This is a genomic window from Streptomyces qinglanensis, from assembly GCF_900111245.1.
Lineage (GTDB): Bacteria > Actinomycetota > Actinomycetes > Streptomycetales > Streptomycetaceae > Streptomyces > Streptomyces qinglanensis.
On the sequence record NZ_FOGO01000019.1, the window covers coordinates 1 to 23,541 of the forward strand.

22 protein-coding genes and 2 pseudogenes are annotated in these 23,541 nt (G+C 70.4%); 8 read left to right on the forward strand and 16 right to left on the reverse strand.

The window, feature by feature from the left end; translation table 11 throughout:
* Positions 1-782, reverse strand: a 782-nt coding sequence (locus tag BMX65_RS28855; protein WP_244905681.1) for a condensation domain-containing protein, incomplete at its 3' end; no start/stop codon positions are given.
* Between the two features lie 874 nt (positions 783-1,656).
* Here BMX65_RS28855 and BMX65_RS28860 point away from each other — a divergent pair.
* The 3 genes from BMX65_RS28860 (at position 1,657) to BMX65_RS28870 (ending at position 5,077) form a co-directional block, all read left to right on the forward strand.
* Positions 1,657-2,379 carry a class I SAM-dependent methyltransferase gene (locus BMX65_RS28860; protein WP_075003311.1) on the forward strand — a complete coding sequence of 241 codons (723 nt, stop codon included), beginning with the start codon at positions 1,657-1,659 and terminating at the stop codon, positions 2,377-2,379.
* Between the two features lie 54 nt (positions 2,380-2,433).
* Positions 2,434-3,666, forward strand: coding sequence for a cytochrome P450 (locus BMX65_RS28865; RefSeq protein WP_075003312.1), 1,233 nt, complete (start codon positions 2,434-2,436; stop codon positions 3,664-3,666).
* A 238-nt stretch (positions 3,667-3,904) separates the two neighbouring features.
* A complete protein-coding gene (locus BMX65_RS28870; protein ID WP_075003313.1) occupies positions 3,905-5,077 on the forward strand; it encodes a nitric oxide synthase oxygenase in 1,173 nt (390 codons plus the stop codon).
* Positions 5,078-5,080: 3 nt separating this feature from the next.
* On the opposite strand, the pseudogene BMX65_RS28875 reads toward BMX65_RS28870, so the two are convergent.
* Together BMX65_RS28875 and BMX65_RS28880 are read right to left on the reverse strand one after the other, a co-directional pair.
* Positions 5,081-5,594 (reverse strand): annotated as a pseudogene (locus BMX65_RS28875) (helix-turn-helix transcriptional regulator); the annotation flags it as partial.
* A gap of 154 nt (positions 5,595-5,748) precedes the next feature.
* On the reverse strand, positions 5,749-6,324 hold the full coding sequence (locus BMX65_RS28880) for a rhodanese-like domain-containing protein (RefSeq protein ID WP_075003314.1): 576 nt from the start codon (positions 6,322-6,324) through the stop codon (positions 5,749-5,751).
* Between the two features lie 80 nt (positions 6,325-6,404).
* Here BMX65_RS28880 and BMX65_RS28885 point away from each other — a divergent pair, with 80 nt between their 5' ends.
* Positions 6,405-6,692 carry a metal-sensitive transcriptional regulator gene (locus tag BMX65_RS28885; protein WP_075003412.1) on the forward strand — a complete coding sequence of 96 codons (288 nt, stop codon included), beginning with the start codon at positions 6,405-6,407 and terminating at the stop codon, positions 6,690-6,692.
* A gap of 110 nt (positions 6,693-6,802) precedes the next feature.
* On the opposite strand, the gene BMX65_RS28890 is transcribed toward BMX65_RS28885, so the two are convergent.
* From BMX65_RS28890 to BMX65_RS28910, 5 genes are all read right to left on the reverse strand, one after another.
* Complete coding sequence (locus tag BMX65_RS28890; protein WP_075003315.1) at positions 6,803-7,543, reverse strand: sulfite exporter TauE/SafE family protein; 741 nt, start codon at positions 7,541-7,543, stop codon at positions 6,803-6,805.
* Positions 7,540-7,905 carry a rhodanese-like domain-containing protein gene (locus BMX65_RS28895; RefSeq protein ID WP_177214378.1) on the reverse strand — a complete coding sequence of 122 codons (366 nt, stop codon included), beginning with the start codon at positions 7,903-7,905 and terminating at the stop codon, positions 7,540-7,542. The genes BMX65_RS28890 and BMX65_RS28895 overlap by 4 nt, the downstream gene beginning before the upstream one ends.
* Positions 7,906-8,042: 137 nt before the next feature.
* Entirely contained in the window at positions 8,043-9,401 is a 1,359-nt protein-coding gene (locus BMX65_RS28900) for an MBL fold metallo-hydrolase (RefSeq protein ID WP_075003317.1), read from the reverse strand.
* A 750-nt stretch (positions 9,402-10,151) separates the two neighbouring features.
* On the reverse strand, positions 10,152-10,739 hold the full coding sequence (locus tag BMX65_RS28905; protein ID WP_075003318.1) for a class I SAM-dependent methyltransferase: 588 nt from the start codon (positions 10,737-10,739) through the stop codon (positions 10,152-10,154).
* Positions 10,740-11,141: 402 nt separating this feature from the next.
* Positions 11,142-12,209, reverse strand: coding sequence for an alpha/beta fold hydrolase (locus tag BMX65_RS28910; RefSeq protein ID WP_079172136.1), 1,068 nt, complete (start codon positions 12,207-12,209; stop codon positions 11,142-11,144).
* A 112-nt stretch (positions 12,210-12,321) separates the two neighbouring features.
* Between BMX65_RS28910 and BMX65_RS28915 the strand changes: the two genes are divergently transcribed.
* A complete protein-coding gene (locus BMX65_RS28915) occupies positions 12,322-12,954 on the forward strand; it encodes a helix-turn-helix domain-containing protein (RefSeq protein ID WP_075003319.1) in 633 nt (210 codons plus the stop codon).
* A gap of 181 nt (positions 12,955-13,135) precedes the next feature.
* Here BMX65_RS28915 and BMX65_RS28920 read toward each other — a convergent pair whose 3' ends face one another.
* The 4 genes from BMX65_RS28920 to BMX65_RS28940 form a co-directional block, all read right to left on the reverse strand.
* A complete protein-coding gene (locus BMX65_RS28920) occupies positions 13,136-13,579 on the reverse strand; it encodes a hypothetical protein (protein ID WP_239501939.1) in 444 nt (147 codons plus the stop codon).
* A gap of 783 nt (positions 13,580-14,362) precedes the next feature.
* Entirely contained in the window at positions 14,363-15,589 is a 1,227-nt protein-coding gene (locus BMX65_RS28930; protein ID WP_075003415.1) for an RNA polymerase sigma factor, read from the reverse strand.
* Between the two features lie 154 nt (positions 15,590-15,743).
* The gene (locus tag BMX65_RS28935) at positions 15,744-16,115 is read right to left on the reverse strand and encodes a YciI family protein (RefSeq protein WP_075003320.1); all 372 of its coding nucleotides are present in this window, start codon (positions 16,113-16,115) and stop codon (positions 15,744-15,746) included.
* A 42-nt stretch (positions 16,116-16,157) separates the two neighbouring features.
* The gene (locus BMX65_RS28940) at positions 16,158-16,799 is read right to left on the reverse strand and encodes a DUF998 domain-containing protein (RefSeq protein ID WP_075003321.1); all 642 of its coding nucleotides are present in this window, start codon (positions 16,797-16,799) and stop codon (positions 16,158-16,160) included.
* A 149-nt stretch (positions 16,800-16,948) separates the two neighbouring features.
* Between BMX65_RS28940 and BMX65_RS28945 the strand changes: the two genes are divergently transcribed.
* Positions 16,949-17,374, forward strand: coding sequence for a hypothetical protein (locus BMX65_RS28945; RefSeq protein WP_075003322.1), 426 nt, complete (start codon positions 16,949-16,951; stop codon positions 17,372-17,374).
* Positions 17,375-17,682: 308 nt separating this feature from the next.
* On the opposite strand, the gene BMX65_RS28950 is transcribed toward BMX65_RS28945, so the two are convergent.
* Positions 17,683-18,657: a helix-turn-helix transcriptional regulator gene (locus BMX65_RS28950; protein WP_075003323.1), complete on the reverse strand. Its 975-nt coding sequence runs from the start codon at positions 18,655-18,657 to the stop codon at positions 17,683-17,685.
* Positions 18,658-18,790: 133 nt separating this feature from the next.
* On the opposite strand from BMX65_RS28950, the gene BMX65_RS28955 reads away from it, so the two are divergent.
* The gene (locus BMX65_RS28955; RefSeq protein ID WP_075003416.1) at positions 18,791-19,186 is read left to right on the forward strand and encodes a RidA family protein; all 396 of its coding nucleotides are present in this window, start codon (positions 18,791-18,793) and stop codon (positions 19,184-19,186) included.
* 361 nt (positions 19,187-19,547) lie between these two features.
* Here BMX65_RS28955 and BMX65_RS28960 read toward each other — a convergent pair.
* The 3 genes and pseudogenes from BMX65_RS28960 to BMX65_RS28970 form a co-directional block, all read right to left on the reverse strand.
* Positions 19,548-20,054, reverse strand: a pseudogene (locus tag BMX65_RS28960) (response regulator transcription factor).
* 33 nt (positions 20,055-20,087) lie between these two features.
* The gene (locus tag BMX65_RS28965; RefSeq protein ID WP_075003324.1) at positions 20,088-20,486 is read right to left on the reverse strand and encodes a type II toxin-antitoxin system death-on-curing family toxin; all 399 of its coding nucleotides are present in this window, start codon (positions 20,484-20,486) and stop codon (positions 20,088-20,090) included.
* A complete protein-coding gene (locus tag BMX65_RS28970; RefSeq protein WP_075003325.1) occupies positions 20,483-20,677 on the reverse strand; it encodes a ribbon-helix-helix protein, CopG family in 195 nt (64 codons plus the stop codon). Before BMX65_RS28970 ends, BMX65_RS28965 begins: the two co-directional genes overlap by 4 nt.
* A 693-nt stretch (positions 20,678-21,370) precedes the next feature.
* Between BMX65_RS28970 and BMX65_RS28975 the strand changes: the two genes are divergently transcribed.
* On the forward strand, positions 21,371-22,312 hold the full coding sequence (locus BMX65_RS28975; RefSeq protein WP_075003326.1) for a hypothetical protein: 942 nt from the start codon (positions 21,371-21,373) through the stop codon (positions 22,310-22,312).
* Positions 22,313-23,541 lie beyond the last annotated feature (1,229 nt).

Here is a 23,541-nt window from a genome sequence, read left to right on the forward strand (position 1 = left end):
GTCAGCAGCGCCGCCATACCGGCCTGCAACACCATGAACACCGTCGAATCCGACCGCCGCGCCAACCCCACCAGACCCCGATGCAGCTCAGCGTCCAGCTCGAACGTCAACTGGGCGCCCTCGTAGCCGGCCGTGGCCGGCCGGGGCCGGTCGGTGGGGAAGGTCACCTGCTCCGGCAATCCCGCCAGCTCCGCACGCCAGTAGTCCACCTGCTCGGAGAACACGCTCTCCGGGTCGGTCTCGTCGCCCAGCAGTTCGCGTTGCCAGAGCGTGTAGTCGACGTACTGGACGGGAAGCTCGGACCACTCCGGGTCACGCTGCTCGACGCGGGCGGTGTACGCCTCCACCAGGTCACGCGTCAGCGGAGCCATCGACCAGCCGTCACCCGCGATGTGATGCATGAGCAGCATCAGGACACACTCGTCGGGCCGGAGCCGGAACAGCCATGCGCGCAGGGGGACGTCCGAGGAGAGGTCGAAGGTGTGGCGGGCTGCGGAGTCCAGGGCACGCGGCAGCTCGTCCTCGGAGACCGGCCTGCTCTCCCAGACGAGGTCGAACGCATCCGCGGGGAGGACGAGCTGGTGCGGCTCGCCGTCGACCTCCGGGAACACCGTACGCAGGGATTCGTGCCGCTCCATCACGTCCCGAAGTGCCGCCCGAAGCGCCTCTGCGTCGACATCGCCTTTGAGCCGAAGCGTCAGCGGCATGTTGTACGTGGCCGACGGCCCCTCCAGCTTGTGCAGGAACCACAGGCGACGCTGAGCGAAGGACAACGGGATCACGAGCTGATTCCTTCTGGGTCGTCGGACAAAGCTCTTGGGCACGCCCCCATGGCACCCACGACTCGTCGGATGGACGAGTCCGTGCGGCGAGAGGACAGCGGAGTAGCTGTCAGCAGGCGTGGAAAAGTCAGATCGAGGAGAACAGGGAACACGGCACAGGAATGCCGGAAGGAAAGAGAGTCGGCCGAAGCCGTGGCATCAGAGCCGTTCGGCGGGATTTCGTGGTGCGGATTCCGCGGCTATCGCGTGTCGGCTCTACCGCGTGCGCACACGTCGGGCCCTGCCGCAATCGCTCATCTCGAGGTCGCCCGCTCCGGGCGCACCACACCGGCATCGTCGGTCGTCTTCGGACCCCAACACAAAGCCCCCCGTAGCGCCTTGTCGTTTGGTCGGGCGTAACTCCGCCCGGGCGGCGTCACATTGGCCGCGTACCCCCGGAGTGAAACACACCCGACCCACGACGTGTCAAGGTCGAATCCGGCGCCCCCCTGAGCGCCGCCGAGGTCGCCAAACCCGAGTACACGTAGGGGAGTTGAGCGTGCAAGCGGGTTCCGGACGGGACTGCCGGAGCGTCACCCGGAAGGGCGGCACCGGGACGGGGTAGATGCTCTGACATCCTTCCCCCGAAGCCGTCCCGCATGTGATCCACCTCATACGCCCGAGCCGGAGATTTCGCATAGCGTGTCCAGCCGGTGACGGAAGATGCCGACGTTCGGCGCCTGTCCGCCCCGTTCTCGCTCCGTTTCCGCCTCGTTTCCATCCCACTCCGGCCTTCGGGAGCCGTACTCCTCCCACTCGACCGATTCCGCGCGGCCCAGCGCACCATCCGAATGCGGAGCGTCTCCCGTCCGACCCTGAGGGACGTGCAAGGTTCATGCCAGAAAACAATGCCCGGCGCAGCGCTCTCGAGATCCTGGAAAAGCAGCGGCAGTTCGACCTCACCCTGGCGGAGATCGACGACATCGAGGGGTTCGATGCGTTCCTCGGGGTGGAGACGGGCGAGCCGGTGGAGCCCTGGGAAGTTCTGGAGGCGGACGACCGCACCCTGGAGAACAATTCACGCTATTCCCCGACGCCGGTCCGCACCGTGCGCGCCGCGCTCACCGCGGCCGCTGTCCGGCACGAGGAGATCTCCTTCGTCGACTTCGGTTCGGGCAAGGGACGCGTGCTGCTCATCGCCGCCGAACACCCCTTCAAGCGCGTCATCGGGGTGGACTTCTCCTCCGAGCTCTGCGCGACGGCCAGGAAGAACGTCGAGTGCACCGTCAGGAACCCGCCGGTGCGCCGGAGCCCGATCGAGATCCACCACCAGGACGCGCGCGAGTTCGCCATCCCCGACGACGCAGGGTTCTTCTACTTCTACGAGCCCTTCTCGGCGGCCGTCGCCGCGGCAGTCCTCGACAACATCGAGGCGTCCCTCGCCCGGCTCCCACGCGACGCGGTGCTGTGCTTCGTGGGATCGAGCCTGCTCACCGAGGTGGAACGGCGCGGTGCCTGGGCGCAGTCGGGCGACACCCTCGCCTCACCGGACGCCGATTACTACAGCACCCGGCTCTACACGTACACGAACGGCTCCGCAGGAGAGCGTCCCGGGTAGACGCTCCCCGGCACAGCTCCTCAGCACCTCCGTACCGAAGGCGAGTCACTCTGCATGTCCAGCCTCATCACACCCGATCCCGGCGCTGTGGACACACTGGATCTGACCGATCCGCGCACCCACGCCGAGTACGATCTCACCCGGGTGTGGCAGCGGCTGCGGAAGGAGCAGCCCTTCTACAAGCACCGTCCGGTGGGCGGTTCGGAGGGATTCTGGGTCGTTTCGCGCTACGAGGACGTCTCCACCCTCTACCGCGACACCAGGCGCTTCACCTCCGAGAAGGGGAATGTTCTCACCACGCTCCTCCTGGGCGGTGACTCGGCGGCGGGCATGATGGCCGCGGTGACGGACGGCCCGCGCCACAACGACCTGCGCAGGATCCTGCTGAAGGCGTTCTCGCCGCGGGCGCTGACGGGAGTCGTGGAGAACATCCAGGCCGCCGCCCGGCAGCTCCTGCTCGACGCCGTCGCACGGGAGGAGTGCGACTTCGCGCGGGACGTGGCCGCGCACATCCCGCTCAACGCGATCTGCGACCTTATGGCCGTGCCCCAGGCGGACCGTCCCTTCGTACTGGAGTGCACCGAGGCGGCGCTCGGGTCCGACGGTGGAGCCCAGTCCCCCGCTGTCGCCTGGCAGGCACGCAACGACATCCTCGCCTACTTCGAGAAGCTGGCCACCGAGCGCCGGAGGAACCCCGGCACTGACGCGGTCAGTCTGCTCGCCACCGGCACCCTCGAGGGCAAGCCGCTCACCATGGACGAAATCGTCGTCAACTGCTACAGCCTCATCCTCGGCGGCGACGAGACCAGTCGCCTCTCGATGACGGGTGCTGTGGCGGCGTTCCTCGAACACCCGGATCAGTGGCGTGCGCTGCTCGACGGCGAGGTGGAAATCTCCACCGCCGTCGAGGAGGTGCTGCGCTGGACGACACCCGCGATCCACTTCGGCCGGTCCGCGCTGGAGGATGTGCCCGTCGGCGACCAGGGGCAGCAGATCAAGGCCGGCGACGTCGTCACTCTCTGGAACAACTCGGCCAACATGGATGAAGAGGTCTTCGCGAACCCGGGCCGCTTCGACCTCGCCCGCACCCCGAACAAGCACATCGCCTTCGGCTACGGGCCGCATTTCTGCCTCGGGGCTTACCTCGGGCGCGCCGAGATCGCCGCCATGCTCACAGCGCTCCGCGACATCGTGACCACGATCGAGCCGAACGGGGAGCCGCGCCGCGTCTACTCCAACCTGTTGTCCGGCATGACCAGCCTCCCGGTGGTCCTGCGCCCCGCGTGACGCAGGGGGCAGGACGGGCGCAGGCTGCCCGCCGCACAAGGAGGGCGTGGCGTTCGAAGCCGCGGACACCGGGAACTGCTCTGTGCGCCGGCACTGAACACCGACATGTCGGTTTCCGGAACCTCCGGTCTCCCGGCGCGCTGGACAGGGGCGTTAACCTCTAGCTTTGCTCCCCCGAGGCCGCTGTCGGCCAGCTTCGTCTGTGGCGTGGACGGCCTCCGCCCCCTGTGAGGTACCCGTGCACTTCGATGCCTGCCCCGTACCGGCGTCCCCCTCTGCCTCCGGCCTCCCCGGACCGCCCGCGGGCCCCGTCGCCGACCGGGACGAGGCGGAGGAGTTCCTCCACCAGTTCCACACCGAGCACCCCGCGCTGCCGGTTCCGCTCAGCACCCGGCTGCAGGAGGTCCGGGCCGCCATCGACGCGACGGGCACCTACTGGCACACCCCGGAGGAGCTCACCTGGGGAGCACGGGTGGCGTGGCGCAACTCCGCCCGCTGTATCGGACGGCTGTACTGGCAGAGCCTGCAGGTCCTGGACCGCCGGAACGCGCACTCCGCAGAGGAGATCCATCACCACCTCACCGACCACCTGCGCCAGGCCACCAACGGGGGCCGCATCCGCCCCGTGATCTCCGTCTTCGCGCCCGACACACCCGCACGTCCCGCACCCCGAGTCTGGAACGACCAGCTCGTCCGGTACGCGGGCCACCGGCGCGCGGACGGCACCGTGCTGGGCGACCCGGTGAGCGCCGACCTGACCGCGGCGGTGCGGCGCCTGGGCTGGCAGGGCCCGGAGGGGATGTTCGACGTGCTGCCGCTCGTCGTCGACACCCCCGGCGACAAGCCCCGGCTCTTCGACCTCCCGCCGGACGCGGTCCTGGAGGTCCCCCTCCGGCATCCCGAGTGCAGCCGGATCGACCAGCTCGGCCTGCGCTGGTACGGAGTTCCGGTGATATCCAGCATGCGACTGCGGATCGGCGGCGTCGACTACCCCCTCGCCCCGTTCAACGGCTGGTACATGGGCACCGAGATAGGCGCCCGCAACCTCGTCGACGAGGACCGCTACAACCTGCTGCCCACGGTGGCCGCCTGCCTGGGCCTCGACACCAGCAGCGAGGCCACGCTCTGGCGGGACCGCGCACTCGTCGAGATCAACGTCGCCGTACTGCACTCCTTCCAGGCCGCCGGAGTGCGCATCAGCGACCACCACACCGAGTCCCGCCGCTTCCTCACCCATCTCGCCAAGGAGGAGCAGCAGGGCCGTACCGTCACCGCGGACTGGAGCTGGATCGTTCCTCCGGTCTCCGGTGGCCTCACTCCGGTCTTCCACCGCTACTACGACGAGGTGGAACAGCGCCCCAACTTCCATCCGGGCGCGGACCTCTCCGCCCGCATGCGGGACACCGCCTGAACCGACGAGTTCACGCAGTCGCGAGCTGTCGGGATCGTAGCCGAGCGCCTGGCGCAGATGGGCGACGGCCGCCTGCGCCGCCCGGTCCCGGTCGGCGTGGAACTGCCGGCCCGCCGGGTCCAGGAACGTCATGCGGGCCAGGTTGTCCGCCCGGCTGAAGGAGGCGCGTGGAGCACGTCGGCCAGGGCGTTGGTGGCAAGCAGGTCCAGGGTGCGGTTCACGACGAAGGCCGGGGTGCGGGCCTAGCCGTCCATGAGCTGACGCAGCGCGGGACCGACCCGGTCGGTGGCGTGCGTGGACGGGAGACGGGTCGCCCGGTGCCGTCCCGGCCGGCCGGTGGAGGTGGGCCCGGGCCTCCGTGTCGAGGCGCAGTGCGCGGCCGGGAGCGTCCAGCACCTGCGGCGACGTTGCGCTCCCGGCCCTGTTCCAGGCAGGTGTAGTAGTCGGCGTTCATCCCGGCCAGGACGGCGACTTCCGCGCGGCGCAGTCCGGCGACCCGGCGGACGCCGTAGCTCGCCGGGGCGGCGGCCAGGGCGCGGCCGATCGTCGCCGCACCGCCGGGCGGGCGGAGACGGCGATCCGTCCGCGCCGGGACTCCGGCCGCCGCCGGCTCCTCCGCGGCGCCGCGAAGGGGCCGGCGGAACAGGCGCCGCGGCCCGCCCTGGTCCGGCTCAGCGGTTGCCGAGCCGGGCCAGGGTGGCGTCGAGGTCGGCGGCGCGGGGGCGGTTGTGAGGCAGCTTGGCGAGCACGGCAGCCATGCCGCAGGTGTTGGTGAGGGCCGAGAAGACCAGTCCGGCGGCGATGCCGGCGGACAGCAGTTGGAAGGCCGGGTGGACGAGCAGGCCGAGGAGGAGGCCGAGGAGGACGACCGTACCGGCGGTGAAGCGGACCTGCCGCTCCATGCCCCAGGTGGCGCCGCCGGCGCTCTGCGGGCGGTGCAGGTCGTGGCCGTCGGCGGCCCAGGCGCCGGTGCCGCCGGAGAGGGTGGCGGTCTCGATGCCGTTCTCGGCGAGGACCCGGCAGGCGCTCTCGGACCGGGCGCCGGACGCGCAGACGACGAGGATGTCGCCGCGGTCGGCCGCGCGGCGGATGTCGGGCAGGGCCCGCCGTATCTGGTCGAGGGGGACGTTCAGCGCGCCGGGCAGGTGCCCGCCGGCGTATTCGCCAGGGGTGCGGACGTCGATGACGGTCAGCTCGTGCAGCCGGGTGCGGGCTTCTCCGGTACCGAGGGCGGTGGGCGCGGTCATGGCAGATGTCATCCTTTTCTTTCGGTCGTGCCCCCTCGGGGCCGTATATTACCCGTAGGGGTATTTCACGAGGAGTGATGATGGAGCTTGACCTGGCGGCAGCAGAACTGAAGGCGGTACTGAACCGGCTGCGCCGGGCACAGGGCCAGATCTCCGGGGTGATCCGGATGATCGAGGAGGGGCGGGACTGTGAAGAGGTCGTCACGCAGTTGGCAGCCGCGTCGCGCGCGCTGGACCGGGCCGGGTTCGCGATCATCGCCACCGGGCTGCAGCAGTGCCTGACCGAGATGGCGGACGGCAGCCGCTCCGGTGAGGACCGGGACGAGATGCGCGCCCGGCTGGAGAAGCTCTTCCTCTCCCTGGCCTGACCCGACCGTCCCGAGCCCCCGAGCCTCCGAGCCCGGCTGTTCCGAGTCCCGGAGCCCCCGAGCCCGGCCGCTCCGAGCCGTCCGCCCCGAGCCCCCGGCGGCCCGCGTGCTCACACGACCACGTCCACGAGCATGAAGGCCGCCACACCCAGCAGGACGAGGGCGAAGATCCGCTGCAGGGTCCGGCCGGCGATCTTCGTGGCGAGGCGTTTCCCGTCCCAGGCGCCGAGGATCGCGGCCCCGGTGAACGGGGCGATCACCTCCCAGCGCAGGCCCCCGCCGCCGGTCCGCGCGGCGAGCGCGGCCACCGAGTTCACGGTGATGACCAGCAGGCTCGTGCCCACGGCCTGCTTCATCCGCAGCCCGAGGACTCCCACCAGCGCGGGAACCGCGAGGAACCCGCCGCCGACGCCGAGGAATCCCGTCACGGCACCCAGCCCGGCTCCCGCGCCCGCCGCCCTGGCGGGATGTATCCGCTCGGGCGGCTCGGAGTCCGCGGGCCGCAGCATGCGCAGGGCGGCCAGCGCGGCGACGACCGCGAAGGCGGTGGTGAGTGCCGCTGCCGGGAGCCGGCCTGCCGCAGCCCCGGCCAGGACCGCGGGCACGATGCCGGCGGCCGCGAACAGCGCCCCGGTCCGCCAGACGACGTTGCCGTCCCTGGCATGGGCGTAGAGGGCGGTGGCCGAGGTCGCGGTGACGATGATCAGGCTGGCGGTGGTCGCCGACGCCGGTGGGAACTCCAGCAGATAGATCAGCGCCGGTACGGCGAGCACGCTGCCACCGCCGCCGAGCGCTCCGAGGGCCAGGCCGACGACGGCACCGGCGACCAGGGCGACGATCAGGAGGCTCACGCTATCGAGCCGCTGTTCCCGCGTTCGTCGACGACCGGGAACCCGGCGGCGGCCCACGCGTTCATGCCGCCCTCGACGTCCACCGCGTCCGCGTTCTGCTCGGTGAGGAGCTTCGCTGCCCGCTGGGAGCGGTGCCCGCTGCGGCAGATCACCACGAGCGGACGGCGCTGTGCGGCAGCGGGCAGGGCCGCGCCCGCTGCCAGCCCGGTCAGCGGGGCGTGCACGGCATCCGGGGCGTGCCCCGCCCGCCACTCGGGCTTCTCGCGCACATCCAGCAGGACCGCTTCGGGCCGGTCCCCGGAGGTGCGGGCGCGGGCCTCGTCCACGGACAGGCGCGGTGCGCTCCTACGGAAGCGGAACATCATCGACGTCGCCTTTCTCGTTCGGGTTCTCGTTTCGGGTGCGGCCGCCTCAAGGGTGGCCGCCCTCGGGTGCGGTCGCCTCAGGGGTGGCCGCCTCAAGGGCGGTACGGGGCCGGGGCGTCCGGCCCCTGCGCGCTTCACCCGGTGACGACGGTCAGTCCGGCCTCGGCAGCCGCGTCGAAGCCGTCGTCCACGGCCACGACCTGCCGCCCGGCGGCATCCAGCAGCGAGGCGGCGATACCGGCGCGCATGCCGCCGGCGCAGTGCACCCAGACTGTTCCTTCGGGCACCTCGCCCAGCCTGCCGTGCACCTGGTGGATCGGGATGTGCACCGACCCCGCTATCCATCCCGCGGCGCGCTCGGAGTCGCGGCGCACGTCGAGGACGACGACGTCCTCCTCGTCCCGCGCCGCCAGTTCCGCGAACGTGGCCCGGGGGAAGGATGCGGGGCGCTCCCCGTCGCGAAGCCAGCCCGCAGGACCGCCGGTCGCGGCGGAGGCGGGCCGGTCGATGCCGACCCGGGCCAGTTCCCGCTGCGCGGCGGCCAGTTGCCCCGCTGTGTCCGCGAGCAGGGTGACCGGCTTGCCCCACGGGATCATCCAGGCCAGGTACGTGGCGAGCTTGCCCTCCGCCTCGAAGTTGAACGAGCCGGCGACATGTCCTTCGGCGAAGGCGACCCGGTGCCGCAGGTCCACCACCCACTCGCCCGCCGCGAGCCGCGCGGCGATCTCGTCCGGGTCCGCGACCGCGGGCCGGGTCAGGTCGACGGGGGCGGGACCCTGGGCATTGGCCGGGCCCATGTGCGCGTAGTAGGCGGGCACGTCCTCCAGTCCGGCGAGCAGCTCGGCGACGAAGGTGTCCGCGTCCGAGGTGAGGGCCGTGTTGGCGGCCTTCTCCTTTCCGATGGTCGTGGTGTCCCCGTCGGCCTGTGCGGAAGAGCAGAAGCTGCCGAATCCGTGCGTGGGCAGGACCGCGGTCTCGTCGGGCAGGGCATCGGCGAGGCGGTGGGCAGAGGCATGCTGGGCGTGTGCCAACTGCGCGGTCAGGCGCGGCTCGACGAGATCCGGGCGGCCGACCGTGCCGATGAGCAGGGAGCCGCCGGTGAACGCGGCGACCGGACGCCCCGCCTCGCCGAGTACGTAGGCGGTGTGGTGCGGCGTGTGTCCGGGCGTCGCCACGGCCGCCAGCGTCAGTTCCGTGTCGATGTCGACGGTGTCTCCGTCGGCGGCCGGGATCCGGGAGAACGAGACCCGCGCACCGGCCGGGACGAGATAGTCGGCTCCGGTGATCCGGGCGAGCTCCAGGCCGCCGGTGACGTAGTCGTTGTGAAGATGCGTCTCCGCCACATGGGAGATGCGCACCCCTCGCCGAGCGGCAGCCGCCAGCACCTGGTCGATGTCGCGGGGCGGGTCCACCGCGACCGCCGTCCGCGCCCCGCCGGCGAGGTAGCTGCGGTTGCCCAGGCCCTCGATCTCGATCGTGTCGACGAAGAACACCGGGTACTCCTTTCCCGAGAAATTACCCCCGTGGGTATGCCAGTCAGCGTAACACCTTTACCCCCGGGGGTATATTCCGCAACGGGCCGGACCCGGACCGCTGCCGCTGTGCAGCACGGCCGCCGGGTACCCCGGACAGGGCGAGGAACGAGGTCGAGCCGGAACCCGCCACCGGCCGGGCCCGGCGAACCGGAACCCGCGCCCGCACCCGTCGGTGACATGGCAGAGCGGACCGGTCCGCCGACCGAGATCGCGTTTTCCTGCCCGTGTCAGAGCGCCCGGAGGGCTGCAGCGACGGTACGGACGGGCCCGCCGAACGGCGGCGAGCCCGGAAGAGGCCGGACCACAGCATGCGGGGCCCCGGAACCAGCGCCCCGGACCGGGACACACGCGAACCTTCGACCGGCGCCGGAACGTGACGGTCAGCGACCGACCGCGCTCACCCCCGGACGGACCGCCCCGCGGCAGCGCCGCCGCGCAATGTCAGGCCCGGCCGTCCGGGGCCCGTGAATCCGCAGCCCCGCGGGGCCAACCCCGCATCCGCAGCAGCACAGGGCCCGACGCATCCTCGACGGCGGACACCCCACCCGGACCTGTCGCCCCCGCCCGTCCTGCCCCCGAGGGGCCCTCCACCGTCGGATCGCGCCGGACGGGCAGAAGGACAGAGAAAGCAGACGGAGGACGGGCAGAGGGCGCGCGCCGGACAACGACAGAGGCGCGCAGAGGGCACAGCGGAAACGTCGGGCCACCTCACCGGCGGACGGCGCGGACCACCGTGTCCAGAGCCTCGGCCTCCCCCACCGGGCGGCGGGCGATCTCGGCCACGACGACATCGGCGCACGGCTCCCAGGCGGCCTCGACCCCCTCCGTGCTGGTCAGCACCCGCGGATCCTGCGGTCCGCCCGTCCCCTGCTCGAGGTTGGCCACATCGTGACCGACCAGCAGCAGGGTGCCGCCGGGCCGGGCGGCCCGGCACGCCAGGGCCAGCACCCGCGCCATGTCCTGCGGGGGAAGGTGGAGATAGGAGAGAAGGACCAGGTCGTACGCGGCGTCTTCGGCGGCGTACCGGGTGACGTCGGCCTCCACGGCCCGCACCTCCGCCTGCCGGCGGTCCGCGGCCTCGGCGATGCGCCGGACGGCGACGGGTGAGAAGTCGACGGCGTCCACCCGCCAGCCGCGTCCGGCCAGCCACAGGGCGTTGCGGCCCTCCCCCGCGGCCAGGTCCAGCGCCCGGCCCGGCGTCAGTCCGGCCGTCTCCCGGGCCACCCACCGGTTGGGCTCGGCCGGCCACAGGCGTTCCGACGCCTTGTACCGCTCGTCCCAGGCGTTCGCATCCACGCCTCTCCTCCTCCCGGCAACCGGCGGCCGGTCCGACCCCTCGCTTGTCCACCGGGCACGCCGGTCTCCTGCCGCCACGTTACGTGTACCGCTGAACGACCCGTCGCGCCACACGCGCACAGTTCCGGCGCCTGCCCGGGCGGTCGCGGCCCCGCCCGGCACGGACACGGCCAGGAGGCGGCACCGACCCGGGCGTCGCGGCCGCCGCGCCCGCCGGGACCGTGGAGGTGGCAGTGGCGCCGCGGAGACGGGCACGCATGAGGAGCGGCGACCCCATCCGTGCCCGCGCCGCGCAACGGCCGGGCGACTGCGGCCACTCCGCTGGTCTGGCCCCGGACGACGGCCTGTCCGAGCCGTCCCGCCCGAGCGACACCTGCTCCCCGCAGGCTGCCTCCGGGCGACTCACCCGGCGGTGAACCGCAGGATCTCGCGCGCCACGGCCTCGGGGTTCTCCTCCGCGAGCCAGTGTCCCGAGTCGGGGATCTCGACCGCGCGGGTGACGTTGCGCAGCATCGGCGTCAGGGTCGGACGGGTGGCGGCGAGTGAGCCGGTCGCCGTGAGGAGCAGCGTGGGGGTGTGCGCGGGAGTGGCTGCGATGTTGTCGCGCTCGTCCCGGTCCAGACTCCGGTAGAGCTCGAATCCCGCATGCCGTACGCCGGGGCGGCCGTAGGTGCGGACGTACTCCTCGATTTCCCGGCGGGTGAAGGGGGACTTCGTCCTGTCGCCGCCGAAAGCGGATCCGCCGTGCGCGACTTGCGCGGAGAAGGCTGTGATGTATTCGCGCATGTCCTTCCGGTTGTCGACGAGTTCCTCCGGGATCTCCCGCTGGCTGTTGAAGGCCATGTGCCAGGAGAAGGTCCGGTACTGGGCCGCGGAAAGCTTCCGTCCGGGGAGCGGATAGTCCATGTGCACATAGGAGCGCACCTGCCGGGGGAACTGCGAGACGTACTGCGCTCCGACTCCACCGCCGAGATCGTGTGCCGCCAGGTCGAATGTCTCCAGTCCGACCCGGTCGTGCAGCAGACCGCGCACGTAGCGGGCCAGGGTCTTCTTGTCGAAGCTCTCCGGGCTTCCCTTGCTGTCGCCGAGGCCCGGGAGGTCGAGCGCGTACACGGTGTGGTGCTCGGCGAGAGCCGGCATGATCTTCCGCCACTCGTACCAGGTCTGCGGCCAGCCGTGCAGCAGTACCAGCGCGGGGCCTCTGCCACCCATGACGTAGTGCATGCGCACCCCGCGGACTTTCGCGAACTTGTGCCGGAACGTGGCGTTGAATTCCGCGTCGTGTTTCGTCGCACTGTCGTACGCCGCCGTGGGGCCGTTGGGGGAGGTGCCGGGTGCGGGTGCGGCACCAGCATCCTCGAGTGCGGTCCACCCGACGGTGCTGCCCACGGCGAGTGAGACGGTCAGCGCGCCGGCGCCCAGGAGGAGTCGCCGACGGGAAGGGGAGGTCCGACTTCGGGTCAGTGTCATGCGGCAATCGTCGAGCGCAGTCTTGCAGAAACGCATACTCTTTTGCAGAACCGCAAATCACCGAGCGGGTCCGAGGGATCGACGAGCGGACCCAGGGGGAGGTGCCGGGCCCGTGGGGGACGACCTGGCGGTACTGCAGAACGTCGGCCCGAGGCTGCGGGGCTTCCGCAAGGCTCTCGGGATCACCCTCACCGGGCTCGCGGAGCGGACAGGGCTCACGCCGAGCACCATCTCCCGGCTCGAACGCGGCCACATCCGGCCGACTCTGGAGCAACTCCTGCCGCTTGCCCGCGCCTACGCCGTGCCGCTCGACGAACTCGTCGCCGCGCCGACGACCGGCGATCCGCGGGTTCATCTGCGCCCCTTCCGCCGGCACGGAATGACCTTCGTGCCGCTGGGGATGAAGACGGGCGGCCTGCAGGCGTACAAGGTCGTCTATCCGCCGGTCTCGCAACTCCCGCCGCCGAGATTCCATGTGCATCCCGGCCGGGAGTGGTTCTACGTACTCCACGGGACGGTCCAGCTCGTCCTCACCGACACCCGGACGGAACTGTCGGCGGGCGAGGCCGCGGAGTTCGACACCAACGTCCCGCACTGGATCGGCAACGCCCGGGAGGACAGTCCGGCAGAGACCATCGCCATCTACGGACAGCAGGGCGAGCGCGTGCACATCACGGATCTTCCGGCCGCGGCCGGAAATCGACTGCGGGTGGAATCCGAACCCCCTGCGGAACAGATGCCGTGAGCCCCGATCGTGCATGAAAATGCGTCACCTGGCCGCAGCCTTCTCGTCCGGCGGGCAGGGGGCGGCCCGGCCGTCGTGTCCCGGAAGGGCGCCGGGATTTCTCCGCCCCGGTCGGGCATCACTGCCGGCGGCCCGCCCCCCCGGCCCCTCCCGCGGGCCGGGCCGCCGCGCCCCGGGCTCGTCAGCCCACGAGCAGATAGCTGGTGCCGTAGCCCTCCGGGTTGCAGGGGCCGCGGTAGCGCCGGTCGGTGTCGGTGTACGAGAAGCCCGACGGGATGGTGCAGGCCCAGATCCCGGTGCGCGGCTCGCGCAGCCGGTAGGCGGTGCCGTAACCCTGCGGGTTGCAGGCTCCGCGGTAGCGCCGGTCGGTGTCGTCGTAGGTGAATCCCGAGGGCACCGTGCAGGCCCAGATACCGTCGGCGGGGTCGACGACGTAGTAACTGGTGCCGTAGCCACTCGGGTTGCAGTTCCCGCGATAGCGCCGGTCGGTGTCCGTGTAGGTCTTGCCCGCGGGCACCGTGCAGGCCCAGAAACCGGACGCGGACACCCGGGGCGCCTCCGCACCGGCGGACGGCGCGGACGCGGCTGCTGTCGCGGGTGTCGCGGCGAGCCCTGCGAGAGCCATTGCCGCCACACCGGCGGCGGTGGTGACAGCCTTACGCAATCCCGATCGCATCATCGAAATCTGACTCCTCCTGATGTCGCCCGGGGTGCACGACCAGCAGCTCGGTGCACTGTGACGAGGCGTCGCAGTCGCCGGTCGCCCGGGCGCGCTCATCGTCACACCGCAACAGGGGGCGAACAACGCGCGCCCGCTCCCACCCGGAACGGTCCGGCCATTCTGCGAAGGTCCGGTGAAGAACTCTTGCGCTTGGTGTGACGTCGACACAGTGGCTCATCCGGGAGCCGGCGGGATCGGAATCCGGACACCCGACGGCGCGCGGGACGGCACCACCAGCTCCCGCATCCGGCCGGAACCCGTACGCGACGACCCCGGCCCCCTTGACCCGGTCGTGAGCAGTCTTCGTGAGGTACGGATACGCCACAACCAGTCCGGAACAGCCCTCTCCCCGCCCTCTTCCCGCCCCGACCACTCGCCAGTGAGACGAACAGGACGCGGACCGGGCACGGGGGTTGTCGGTGACGACGACGCTGGTCTTGCTGCTGACCGAGGGCACATGTTCAGCCCGGCCGCCGCCGACAGGGCGACCAGTTCCTCACGGGAGGCCCTGGTGTCCCCGGTGATGGCGATCTGCATGCCCTGCACCAGAGGCCCTTCCGACTCGAAACGTCCGGGATTCTGATACGCGCACGGCGTCTTGGGAACAGACAGCCGACAGTTCTGACGGGGCGGACATTCCAGAAGGGGGAGAGAAAGACCCTCTGCTCTGCCGCACCGTCGGAGCGGTCAGATCAGCTGGTCGGCTTCGTCGAGCAGGTAGCGGCGCTCGATCTCGTTGCCGGTCAGGGCGGCCGCCTCACGGTACAGCCTCGCGGCACCGGCCGGGTCACCCGTCATCCGCACCAGGTGTGCGCGCACCGCGCGTTCCCGTCGCCGGGTGAGGGGGTCCTGGTCCAGTCCGTGGCGCCGGTTGAGGTCGTCGAGCAGTGCCAGCCCCCGGGTCGCTCCGAAGGCGCGGGCCACCGCGACCACCCGGCTCAGCCGCACCGGCGCGGTCGGGGTGAGGCGCTCGAGCCACAGATAGAGCATGGCGATCTGCGGCCAGTCCGTGCCCTCCGGAGCCGCGGCGGCGTGCAGGGCCGCGATCGCCGCCTGGAGCTGGTACGGCCCCGGCTCGCCACGGCTCCAGACCTTGTCGATCAACCCGGTGCCCTCCTGGATCAGGGGGCGGTTCCACCGGGTCCGGTCCTGCTCGTCCAGCGGCAGCAGCCGGCCGTCCTCGCCGGTACGGGCGGCGCGGCGTGACTCGGTGAGCAGCATCAGCGCCAGCAGACCGGTCACCTCCGCGTCGTCCGGCACGGCGTTGGCGAGAGTCCGGGTCAGTCTGATCGCCTCAGCGGTCAGGTCGAGACGTGCGAGTTCGTCACCGGCGGAGGTCGCATACCCCTCGTTGAAGATCAGGTAGAGCACCCGCATGACAGCCCTCATACGGGTCGGCAGGTCGGCGGCGGTGGGCGCGGTGAAGCGTGCTCCGGCCCGGGTGAGCTGCTGTTTGGCGCGGCTGATCCGCGTCCCCATGGTGGCCTCGGAAATTCCGTGGGCGTGCGCGATCTCGGCGGTTGTCAGGCCGCCGACCGCGCGCAGGGTGAGCGCCACCTGCGAGGTGTGGCTCAGGGCAGGGTGACAGCACAGGAGCAGCAGGGTGAGGCTGTCGTCGGTCTCCTGCGGGGGGCTCTCCCGGCGGCCCGTTTCCCGCATGGCCAGTTCGGCCATGCCCACGTCCCGCTCACGCCGGTGCCGGGCCTGCTCGGAGCGGAGCAGGTCGACCATCCGCCGGTAGCCGATCCGGATCAGCCAGCTTCGCGGCTCCTCCGGTACGCCGTGGTCCGGCCAGGTCCGGACCGCCGCCAGCAGTGCTTCCTGTACCGCGTCCTCGGCCGTGTCGAAGCGGCCGAAGCGCCGCACCAGCGCACCGAGGACCTGGGGTGCTTCGGCACGCAGCAGATTCTCGATGTCGGCGGCCCCCTTCGGCCCGACGTCCGACGGAGCATCGCCGGCCGGGGCGCCGTTCTGCGGACCACCGCCGGCTGGGCCGCCGTTCACCGGAGCACCGCCCATCGGGGCGGCACGGCGGGCTGCCGTACCCGTCCCGGTGGAGGTCCGCCGGTCATGACGTGAAGTCCTCGCCCATGATCGGCCGGATCTCGATGGGCTCGCCCAGTACGTGCACGATCCGCGAGGCGATCTCCACAGCGCGTTCCCGGTCGGCCACGTCGATCACGGCGAAGCTGGCCAGCACTTCCTTCAGTTCGGCGAACGGCCCGTCGGTCGCCGTCGTGCCGTCCGGTGTCCGGTGGACCGTGGTGCTCACCGCCGGGTGACCCAGGCCCTCGGTGCTGACGAGCTCACCGGTGTCGAGCAGCTCCCGCTCGAACCTCTGGTAGACGGCGAACGCGGCCAGCGCCTCCGGAGACGGTTCCCCGGCGGTCGCGGCGTCCCAGGCGGCGGCCGAGGTGTAGCCGAGCAGCAGGTACTTCATCGCAGTTGCTCCTTCGATCTCATGCGGTGAGGGTAGAGCGGGTCACGGGGTGCGCCGCAGGGAGGTGCCGACGACGGTGGTCCAGGTGAAGGCGACCAGGCCGTTCACGGCGATCTGGACACTCATGTGCTCCGGTGACATGGGCAGGAACAAAACGAGCGCGGCGGCGGCGTTCAGTACGGCCAGCAGTGCCGCACGGCGGCGCGCACACCGCACGGCCAGCACGACGGCGGCGACGGCCAGCGCGGTGAAGGCGACGGCGGCCGAGGCGGAGTGCGCGATGCTGTGCCAGGACATCCGGGCGACCGGCCGGTCCGGGGTGCCCAGCGGGAAGCCGTTCTCCGGGTCCATGGTGAACACCCCTGCGGCGATCAGCCCGGCGCCGAAGATCCCGACGCAGACCGGCAGCGCGCGCCGTCCGACTCCGTCGTGGAGTGTGCGTCCGATGCCGGCGGCCAGTGCGAGACCCCCGAGTCCCGCGAGCACGAACGTGGTGATCTGGATCCAGCCGAGGCCGCCGGTGGCGAGCTGGCTGATCGGGTGCCGGGTGATGTCGAAGCCCGGACGGGTGAGCATCTGGAGGACGGCGGACGCGGCGAAGACCGGTCCGGCGAGCGCTCCGGCGGCCAGCAGACGGTCCGGGTTGCGAGCGGTGACGACAGCGGGAACGGCGGGGGCGGTCATGGCTTCCTCCTTGGCTGGTCTCCCGGCTACCTCGTCGCCGGATCCGGGATCTCGACCCGGCGCGGACGTGACACACGTCACAGTTGCCGGATGTCGAGGGCGGCCGGACGGCTCCGAGGTGGCTGCGAGATCCCATCGAGGAGGACGACATGTTTGAGACCCTTCCGCCGAGCGCCGAACTGACGGCTCTGGACCGCCTGGTCGGCACCTGGGCGGTCACCGGCGGCGCAGAGGGAACCGTGCGGTACGAGTGGATGCCCGGCCGGTACTTCCTGATCCAGCACGTGGAACTCACCCAGTTCGGCGAGCCGGTCACCGGCATGGAACTGATCGGGAACCTCCGCCCGTTCGGCGAGCCGACCGGTGCGGACGTCGTGTCGCGGTACTACGACTCGATCGGCAACACGTTCGACTATGTCTACGAACTGGTCGGCGACAAGCTCACCATCTGGGCCGGCGCGAAGGGCAGCCCGGCCTACTACGAAGGAACGTTCAGCGCCGACGGCGCCACCGCGACCGGCGACTGGGTCTACCCCGGCGGAGGCGGATACACCTCGACCATGACGCGAATCTGACACCCGGGCCCGCGACGGCGGCATGAGCAGCCCGGTTGCATGGCGGCGCCCCGGAACGGGACGTCGCCATGCGGCGGGTGCGCCGGAGCCCTCTCAGTTCGCTCGATCCATCGCAGGGTCGGGGAGAGGTTGCGGAGGACCGCCAGGGTGAAGGGGCAGCAGGGTCGCGCCTGGAGTCCCATCGGCCCACGGGAGGCGACGAAGAACTCGGAGCTGGTGGCGAGGCGGCATCCCGCCGATGCGATGCCGAGGAGCGGCCGAACACCGAGCAGGAACTTCAGTTCGACCTCATGTGGGCGGACGGAACGTCAGGTCGGTGGCGCGTAGCGGGCCGCGATCTCCGTCGCGCGGTGGTGCAGGGATGTGCGCAGCCACTGCGGGGCCTCCACCTCGGCCAGCATGGCGTGCTGCCACAGCGCCCATTCCGCGTGCCGTGCATCCTGGAAGACGACGTGCAGCCGGAGCCGGCCGTCCTCGTCCGTATTCTCGGAGCGGACCGCCAGGGCGGTCGCGGCCAGATGCTCCCGGTGCGCGGGGTCCACGCGGACCACCACGGCGGTGGTGTCGCCGCCGGTCCGGAACCGCACCATGCGTTCGCGCCAGACCCGGTTCAGGTCGACGGCGTCCACACGCTGCGCGGGTTCGTCGAGCTCCTCGGCTGCCAGGACCCGGCTCAACCGGTAGGTGCGGTCCTCGGCACCCCGTTCGGCCAGCAGGTAGCCCTGGTCCCTGACGGTGACCAGACCGATCGGGTCCACCGTGCGCCACTGCGGCGACCGGCCCACGGCCTCGTAGTAGATGCGCAATTTGTGCCCGGCGCACACCGCCCGCCGGACCTCTGCGGCGACGGAGTCCGGAATCTCCGCGGGGGCCACGCGTCGCGAGAGGAGATCGGTCTCCGGGTCGATGAGCAGCCGCCGGGCCGCTTCGGCGGCGGTGTCCCGCAGCCCCTCGGGCAGCGCGTCGACCACTTTCAGCACTGCCGAGGCGAGCGCCGAGCCCAGGCCGAACAGCTGCGCGCCGCGCCGTGATCCGGCGACCACGAGAGCGAGCGCCTCGTCGTGGTTCAAGCCGGTGAGCGCCGTCTGGAAATCCGGCAGGAGCGCGAACCCGCCGTGCCGCCCGCGCTCCGCGTAGACCGGGACCCCCGCCGCGGAGAGTGCCTCGACGTCGCGCAGCACCGTCCGGGTCGACACCTCCAGCTCACGGGCGAGTGTCTCCGCGGTCATCCGGCCCCGCTGACGCAGCAGCAGGACCAGAGAGACCAGCCGGTCGGCGCGCATGGGAAAACCCTAGCGAAATAGCTGACCAAAGGTGTCGCGTATTTTTGACAGGCTCCCTCGCACGACGTCAGAGCGCGGCGCCTGCCGCAGCGATGGGCGTGCACGTGTCATGAACCGAATGGAGCAGGTGCGCATGGAACGCAACGCGGTCAACCCGGTGCCGTGGTCGGTCGAGATGGGCTTCAACCAAGGTGAGGTCGTCTCCGGGCACTCGCGCACCCTGTACATCTCGGGGCAGACGGCGATGAACAGAGAAGGCAGACCCGAGCACGACGGTGACATGGCGGCGCAGCTCGCGCTGGCCGCCGACAACATGGAGGCAGTGCTCGCCGAGGCGGGCATGACCCTCTCGGACCTCGTCCGGCTGAACGTCTACACGACCGACGTCGATCTGCTCTTCCAGCACTACGGTGTGCTGGCGGGCCGCCTGGGCGCCGCCGGCGTCGCACCGACCAGCACCATGCTCGGTGTGACGCGGCTGGCGATCCCCGGTCAGATGGTCGAGCTCGAGGGCACCGCCGTCGCGTGAACCCCGTCTCCGCCGCTGCTCGGGCCCGTCGGACCGGCACGAGCAGCGGACGGCCGCCCGCCCGCCTGCCGACCGACGCGCCCGAGCCTCGCCCTCACATCTGTGCGGCCCTCACTTCCCTCCCCACCCACGACACAAACAGGGCCTCGAGGGGTGCCACGAAGGCGGGGAGGACAACCAGGAAGGTCACCAAGGCGCAGATCGCGGCCCGGCGGTTGGTGTCACACGTCGAGTCAGTCCGCATGGGGGGCGAGCGTACGCACGAACGGCTCGCCTGATACCTGCCGTTCGGCAGAGGCGAAGCATGGCGGAATCCTCTTCCCGTACGGGCGCGGGCCCCCTTCCGCCTCGCCTGTCGGCGTCACTTCCGGCGGCGGCTGAAGGTGTATCCGCGCTCGAAGACCCGGACGGCGATGCCGACCCGGTTCCGCACCCCGAACTTCCGCTGGATGCTCGCCACATGGGTCTTGACGGTGCCCAGCGAGATGAAGAGTTCGGCGGCGATGTCGGCGTTGGCGCCTCCTTCGGCGACCAGGACGGCGATCTCGCCCTCCCGCTCGGTCAGCGCCTCCGAGGGAGGACCCGAGTCGCATGGCGTCCTCTTGCCGGTCACGTGCTGCAGCAACCGTACCGTGATGGAGGGGCGTCGAGGTCGAAGGTGCTGACCACAATGACCTTGGACCTCGGCTCGGGAGCCTGGGCCCGGCAAGCCGCCGGACCACCTCCAGGCCGTCCATCCGCGGCATCCTGATGTCGGCCAAGACCACATCCGGCTGGAGGCGGCGGGCGACCTCCACCGCCTCCACCCCATCGGCCGCCTCACCTACCCCACCGCCATGCCCTGCTGGCTCTCGAAGATGGCCCGCATCCCCGTACCGCTTCCTGGACCTAATGTCGTCCCCTACCGCACGACGATGGGGAACCAGACCGCCAGGCGCTTGGCGATGGTCGGCATATCGATGTTGTCCTGCGCGACTTCCTCGACGAACGGACCGGCGGTGGAGACGGGCGGCGGAACAGTACTGGCGCTGACGCCGTTGAACCGCAGGAAGACGCGCATGGCGAGCCAGGCGGTGCGTTTGTTGCCGTCGATCAGCGCGTGATTGCGGGCGACGGAGTGCAGCAGCGCCGCCGCCTTCTCGTACAAGGTGGGGTACAGCTCGGCGCCGAAAACGTTCGTCCGGGGTCGCTCGATCGCCGACACCAGAAGGCCCATGTCGCGGACGCTGTGCTCGGTACCGTTCACCGTGCGGGCGATGGCCAGGATCTCGTCGATCTGGAGGTAGCGCACGTTGGTCACTTCAGGTAGTCCAGGATCTCCGCGTCGCTGTCCATGAGCTCGGCCAAGACGTCGTCGACCTCCAGTTCGGCCCGGTTCTGAGCATCACGGATGGCCTCAATGGCAAGTTCCTGCTTGCTGCGGCCCTCCCGGCGAGCCCGCTCGGTGAGCTTCGCGTCAAGGTCGTCGGGGAGCCGGAGTGTCATCGCCATACAGGGGACGATACCTGACCGGTATCAAGTTTGCGATCAGGTCGCACTCTCGGCCCCGCGGAGCGTGGGACCAGACCGCCGTGCGCATCACTCTGCGGAGCCCCAGTAGAGACCCCCCTTCGAGCATCATCCGAGCTTCAGGAATCTCCGCAAGAGCCTCTTGAAGGCGCGCCGCTGCAAGCGCCACACTCACGAATCAGCAGGTCAGAGCGCCGTAAAGATCGATCCGTCCGCTTGAGCCACTGCACGGAGGAATAGGCCGAGCAACCCACCCGACAGCAAAACCCCAGTTCAGGCCCCCCTTCGCCACCGTCGGCTCCAAAATCGCCACGCACGCCATGTGCTGCGTCATCGGCATAGGCGCAGTCGGCGAGGACAGGAACGCCTTGTCTCTCACAGATCCGGATGATGTGGTAAGCCCCGGCCGACGCTCGCTTTCCAGCAACATACGGCTGTCGTGGGTCGCTTCGGTGACTGATGGTCGGCGCGGTCCGACGCGCCCGTCGCCATCAGGGCGGCACGCGGGCACAGGATCCTGGCGTGGCCGGAGCCATGCGGCGAGCCAGGGGTCCCGGGGGATCGCTTCCGTCTCCACTGATGCCGGGGCAGACTGCGGACCAGGGTGAGAGAGATGGCGGTACGAAGATCCTCACGGTCTGTATATGACGGCCCTGAACCCGGAAAGCGGCGACGATGTTCTTCAATGGCCCCGCGCACGTGCGCACCGATGCCACGCTCTTCCCAGCCAGTACCGGCGTCCCCGTCAAGCAGGATCTGCCAGTCCTGCCGCAAGACTTGGCGCGCGCATTGTTCATCACTGGCAGGGCCCCGTACGACCAAACCAAGCACGGGAGGTCATCGGCGTACGAGTGGTGCCACAGGGTGGCGGTCCTGCCCGCCTATCTCAGCTGGAGTGATGATCCGGTCCGTCGCATCGCACGTACCGACCTCGCCCGCGAACTCGACCCCTCCGAGAAGGGCATGCTGTCCTACACCCTGGGACAGGCCATGTGCCAGATCTTCGCCGAGAGGCAGCTATCCGTCCGGTTCTTCATGCACGTCGCCCGCTATGCCTCCGCCTACAGTCTCACCTTCGCCCCCGGCCAGAGCCGGGCGGACTTCTTCGGAGAGCGGACGATCGGCGGGTATGTCGTCGCGGAAGCCAAGGGCCGCTCCGGCCCGCTGACGAAGAAGCTGCGCCAAGCCATGGGGAAACAAAAGAGGACAGTCAAGACCATCAAGGGCGAAGTGCCGAAGATCGCATACGCGAGCGCCGTGCACTTCTCCTCCCCCCATAGCCCCATACGTCTGACGGCGATCGACCCGGACACAGCCGACCCTCGCGCCGTAGACCTTCCCGTCGACCCGGACCGACATGTGCTGGCCTACTACACGCCGTTCCTGGACGCCTTCGCACATCAGGAACCACTCATTCTGGGCGACTATGTCGTGGCTGGCTTCGCGACGACATCCTGGGCCTGCTCGCCCGCCACCGGCCTCGCCAGGAGCGCACGCTCTACATCGACGGAACTCTCTTCGCGGCAGACTGGACGGTTCCTGAGGACCGACGCCGCCCTGGCCCCCGGGACAGCGAGGTGCTCCCCGACTTCCTGCACGAGGCGTTCCGCAGCATGAACGAGGAGGAAGATTGGCGAGTGGTGTCCGTGGAGGAGGGGGACCTCGACTGGCGGGATCTGCCCCCTGCCAGGGGCTTCATGCCGGGAATCCTCCCCCAGGGTGATCTCCTCGAGGGCTGAGGCATGGACGGCCGCTGCAGATTCACCGTCGCGGTATAGACGCCGCCGAGAGCCTGACTAGCGCTGTCCCGGTCCACGCGCTGTGCAGATCGGCTTGTCCCCGTCGGCCCGGTGACACGAGTTTCGCCGGCAGCCCAACGTGGCGACTCCACCGGGTCGATGCGAACGTCGACGATGGTGGTGTGGCCTGTCCTGGCGACGATAGAGCCTCCCCGGTTGCACCGAGGGCGCCGAGAGTGGTGCCGATCCCCATCGGATCCCCGACCGACGTCACAGTTCACCAGCGAGGCCGAGATCCCCCTTGCTCGTCTCGGCCGCACCCTCAGTACTCCGGTCACGCCACCAGGGATGCGCGATCGGCTGCGACACCGCCCAAGCAGTCATGCTCAGCCACATGAGCGGAGCGCCCAGCAGGTTCTTCGTCTGCTGATGGTATAGCGCAAACAGCTCGCTGACCTGCGGATATGGCAGCTGTAGGGACGTTACCGGGACCGCCGGCCCGGGACTGGTCCGGATCTTGACTGATGCCGATCCCGGGGCGACGGCTCTGTTGGCGTGGCCGCATCCGCCTGCCCCGCGTTGACGATCCCACCTGGCACAGGTTGTAGAGACCGTCCACGGGTGTTCAGCCACTCCAGCCCGGGCACGAAACCGCAGGTCAGGGCCTCCTGGTCTGGGAGGGTCCGCCCAGTTCGCAATAACTGAGTGATAGCGGGTGATACGGCGAAGCCCCGCCGGGAACCACCCTGACGGGACCTCTGCGCTGAGCCGTGGTCTGCTCTGTCGTGCTGGTCCTCACCGGCGACACCGCTACCGGCCGTACGGACTCTGGTCTCATCGCCCGTGCCGGTCTCGTCGCGCATCTCGTGTAGCAGCCCGCGGTCGCCTCCGACGCGGTTCGCTTTCCGTCTGCAGGTGATGGCGGAGCCACGGTAACGATGAAGTCGATACTGCCATCGACATCCTCGGAGCCGGGGAGTGGATGAAGGATGCGGCCGAGGAGGCCGACCAGGCATCCCGTCAGAACGAGCGTCAAGTGAGCGTCACGAGCGCCATTCCAGCGTCAAGATATCGCCCTTAGCGCCCGCACCGCACATAATGCGCACG

Coding starts and splice junctions, on each gene's coding strand:
- BMX65_RS28940 (WP_075003321.1), bottom strand. CDS start 16,799: ATGACCGCCCCCGCCGTTCCCGCTGTCGTCACCGCTCGCAACCCGGAC.
- BMX65_RS28880 (WP_075003314.1), bottom strand. CDS start 6,324: ATGACCGCGCCCACCGCCCTCGGTACCGGAGAAGCCCGCACCCGGCTG.
- BMX65_RS28920 (WP_239501939.1), bottom strand. CDS start 13,579: ATGGCTCTCGCAGGGCTCGCCGCGACACCCGCGACAGCAGCCGCGTCC.
- BMX65_RS28975 (WP_075003326.1), top strand. CDS start 21,371: ATGTTCTTCAATGGCCCCGCGCACGTGCGCACCGATGCCACGCTCTTC.
- BMX65_RS28970 (WP_075003325.1), bottom strand. CDS start 20,677: ATGGCGATGACACTCCGGCTCCCCGACGACCTTGACGCGAAGCTCACC.
- BMX65_RS28865 (WP_075003312.1), top strand. CDS start 2,434: ATGTCCAGCCTCATCACACCCGATCCCGGCGCTGTGGACACACTGGAT.
- BMX65_RS28950 (WP_075003323.1), bottom strand. CDS start 18,657: ATGCGCGCCGACCGGCTGGTCTCTCTGGTCCTGCTGCTGCGTCAGCGG.
- BMX65_RS28945 (WP_075003322.1), top strand. CDS start 16,949: ATGTTTGAGACCCTTCCGCCGAGCGCCGAACTGACGGCTCTGGACCGC.
- BMX65_RS28955 (WP_075003416.1), top strand. CDS start 18,791: ATGGAACGCAACGCGGTCAACCCGGTGCCGTGGTCGGTCGAGATGGGC.
- BMX65_RS28860 (WP_075003311.1), top strand. CDS start 1,657: ATGCCAGAAAACAATGCCCGGCGCAGCGCTCTCGAGATCCTGGAAAAG.
- BMX65_RS28935 (WP_075003320.1), bottom strand. CDS start 16,115: ATGAAGTACCTGCTGCTCGGCTACACCTCGGCCGCCGCCTGGGACGCC.
- BMX65_RS28910 (WP_079172136.1), bottom strand. CDS start 12,209: ATGACACTGACCCGAAGTCGGACCTCCCCTTCCCGTCGGCGACTCCTC.
- BMX65_RS28895 (WP_177214378.1), bottom strand. CDS start 7,905: ATGTTCCGCTTCCGTAGGAGCGCACCGCGCCTGTCCGTGGACGAGGCC.
- BMX65_RS28885 (WP_075003412.1), top strand. CDS start 6,405: ATGGAGCTTGACCTGGCGGCAGCAGAACTGAAGGCGGTACTGAACCGG.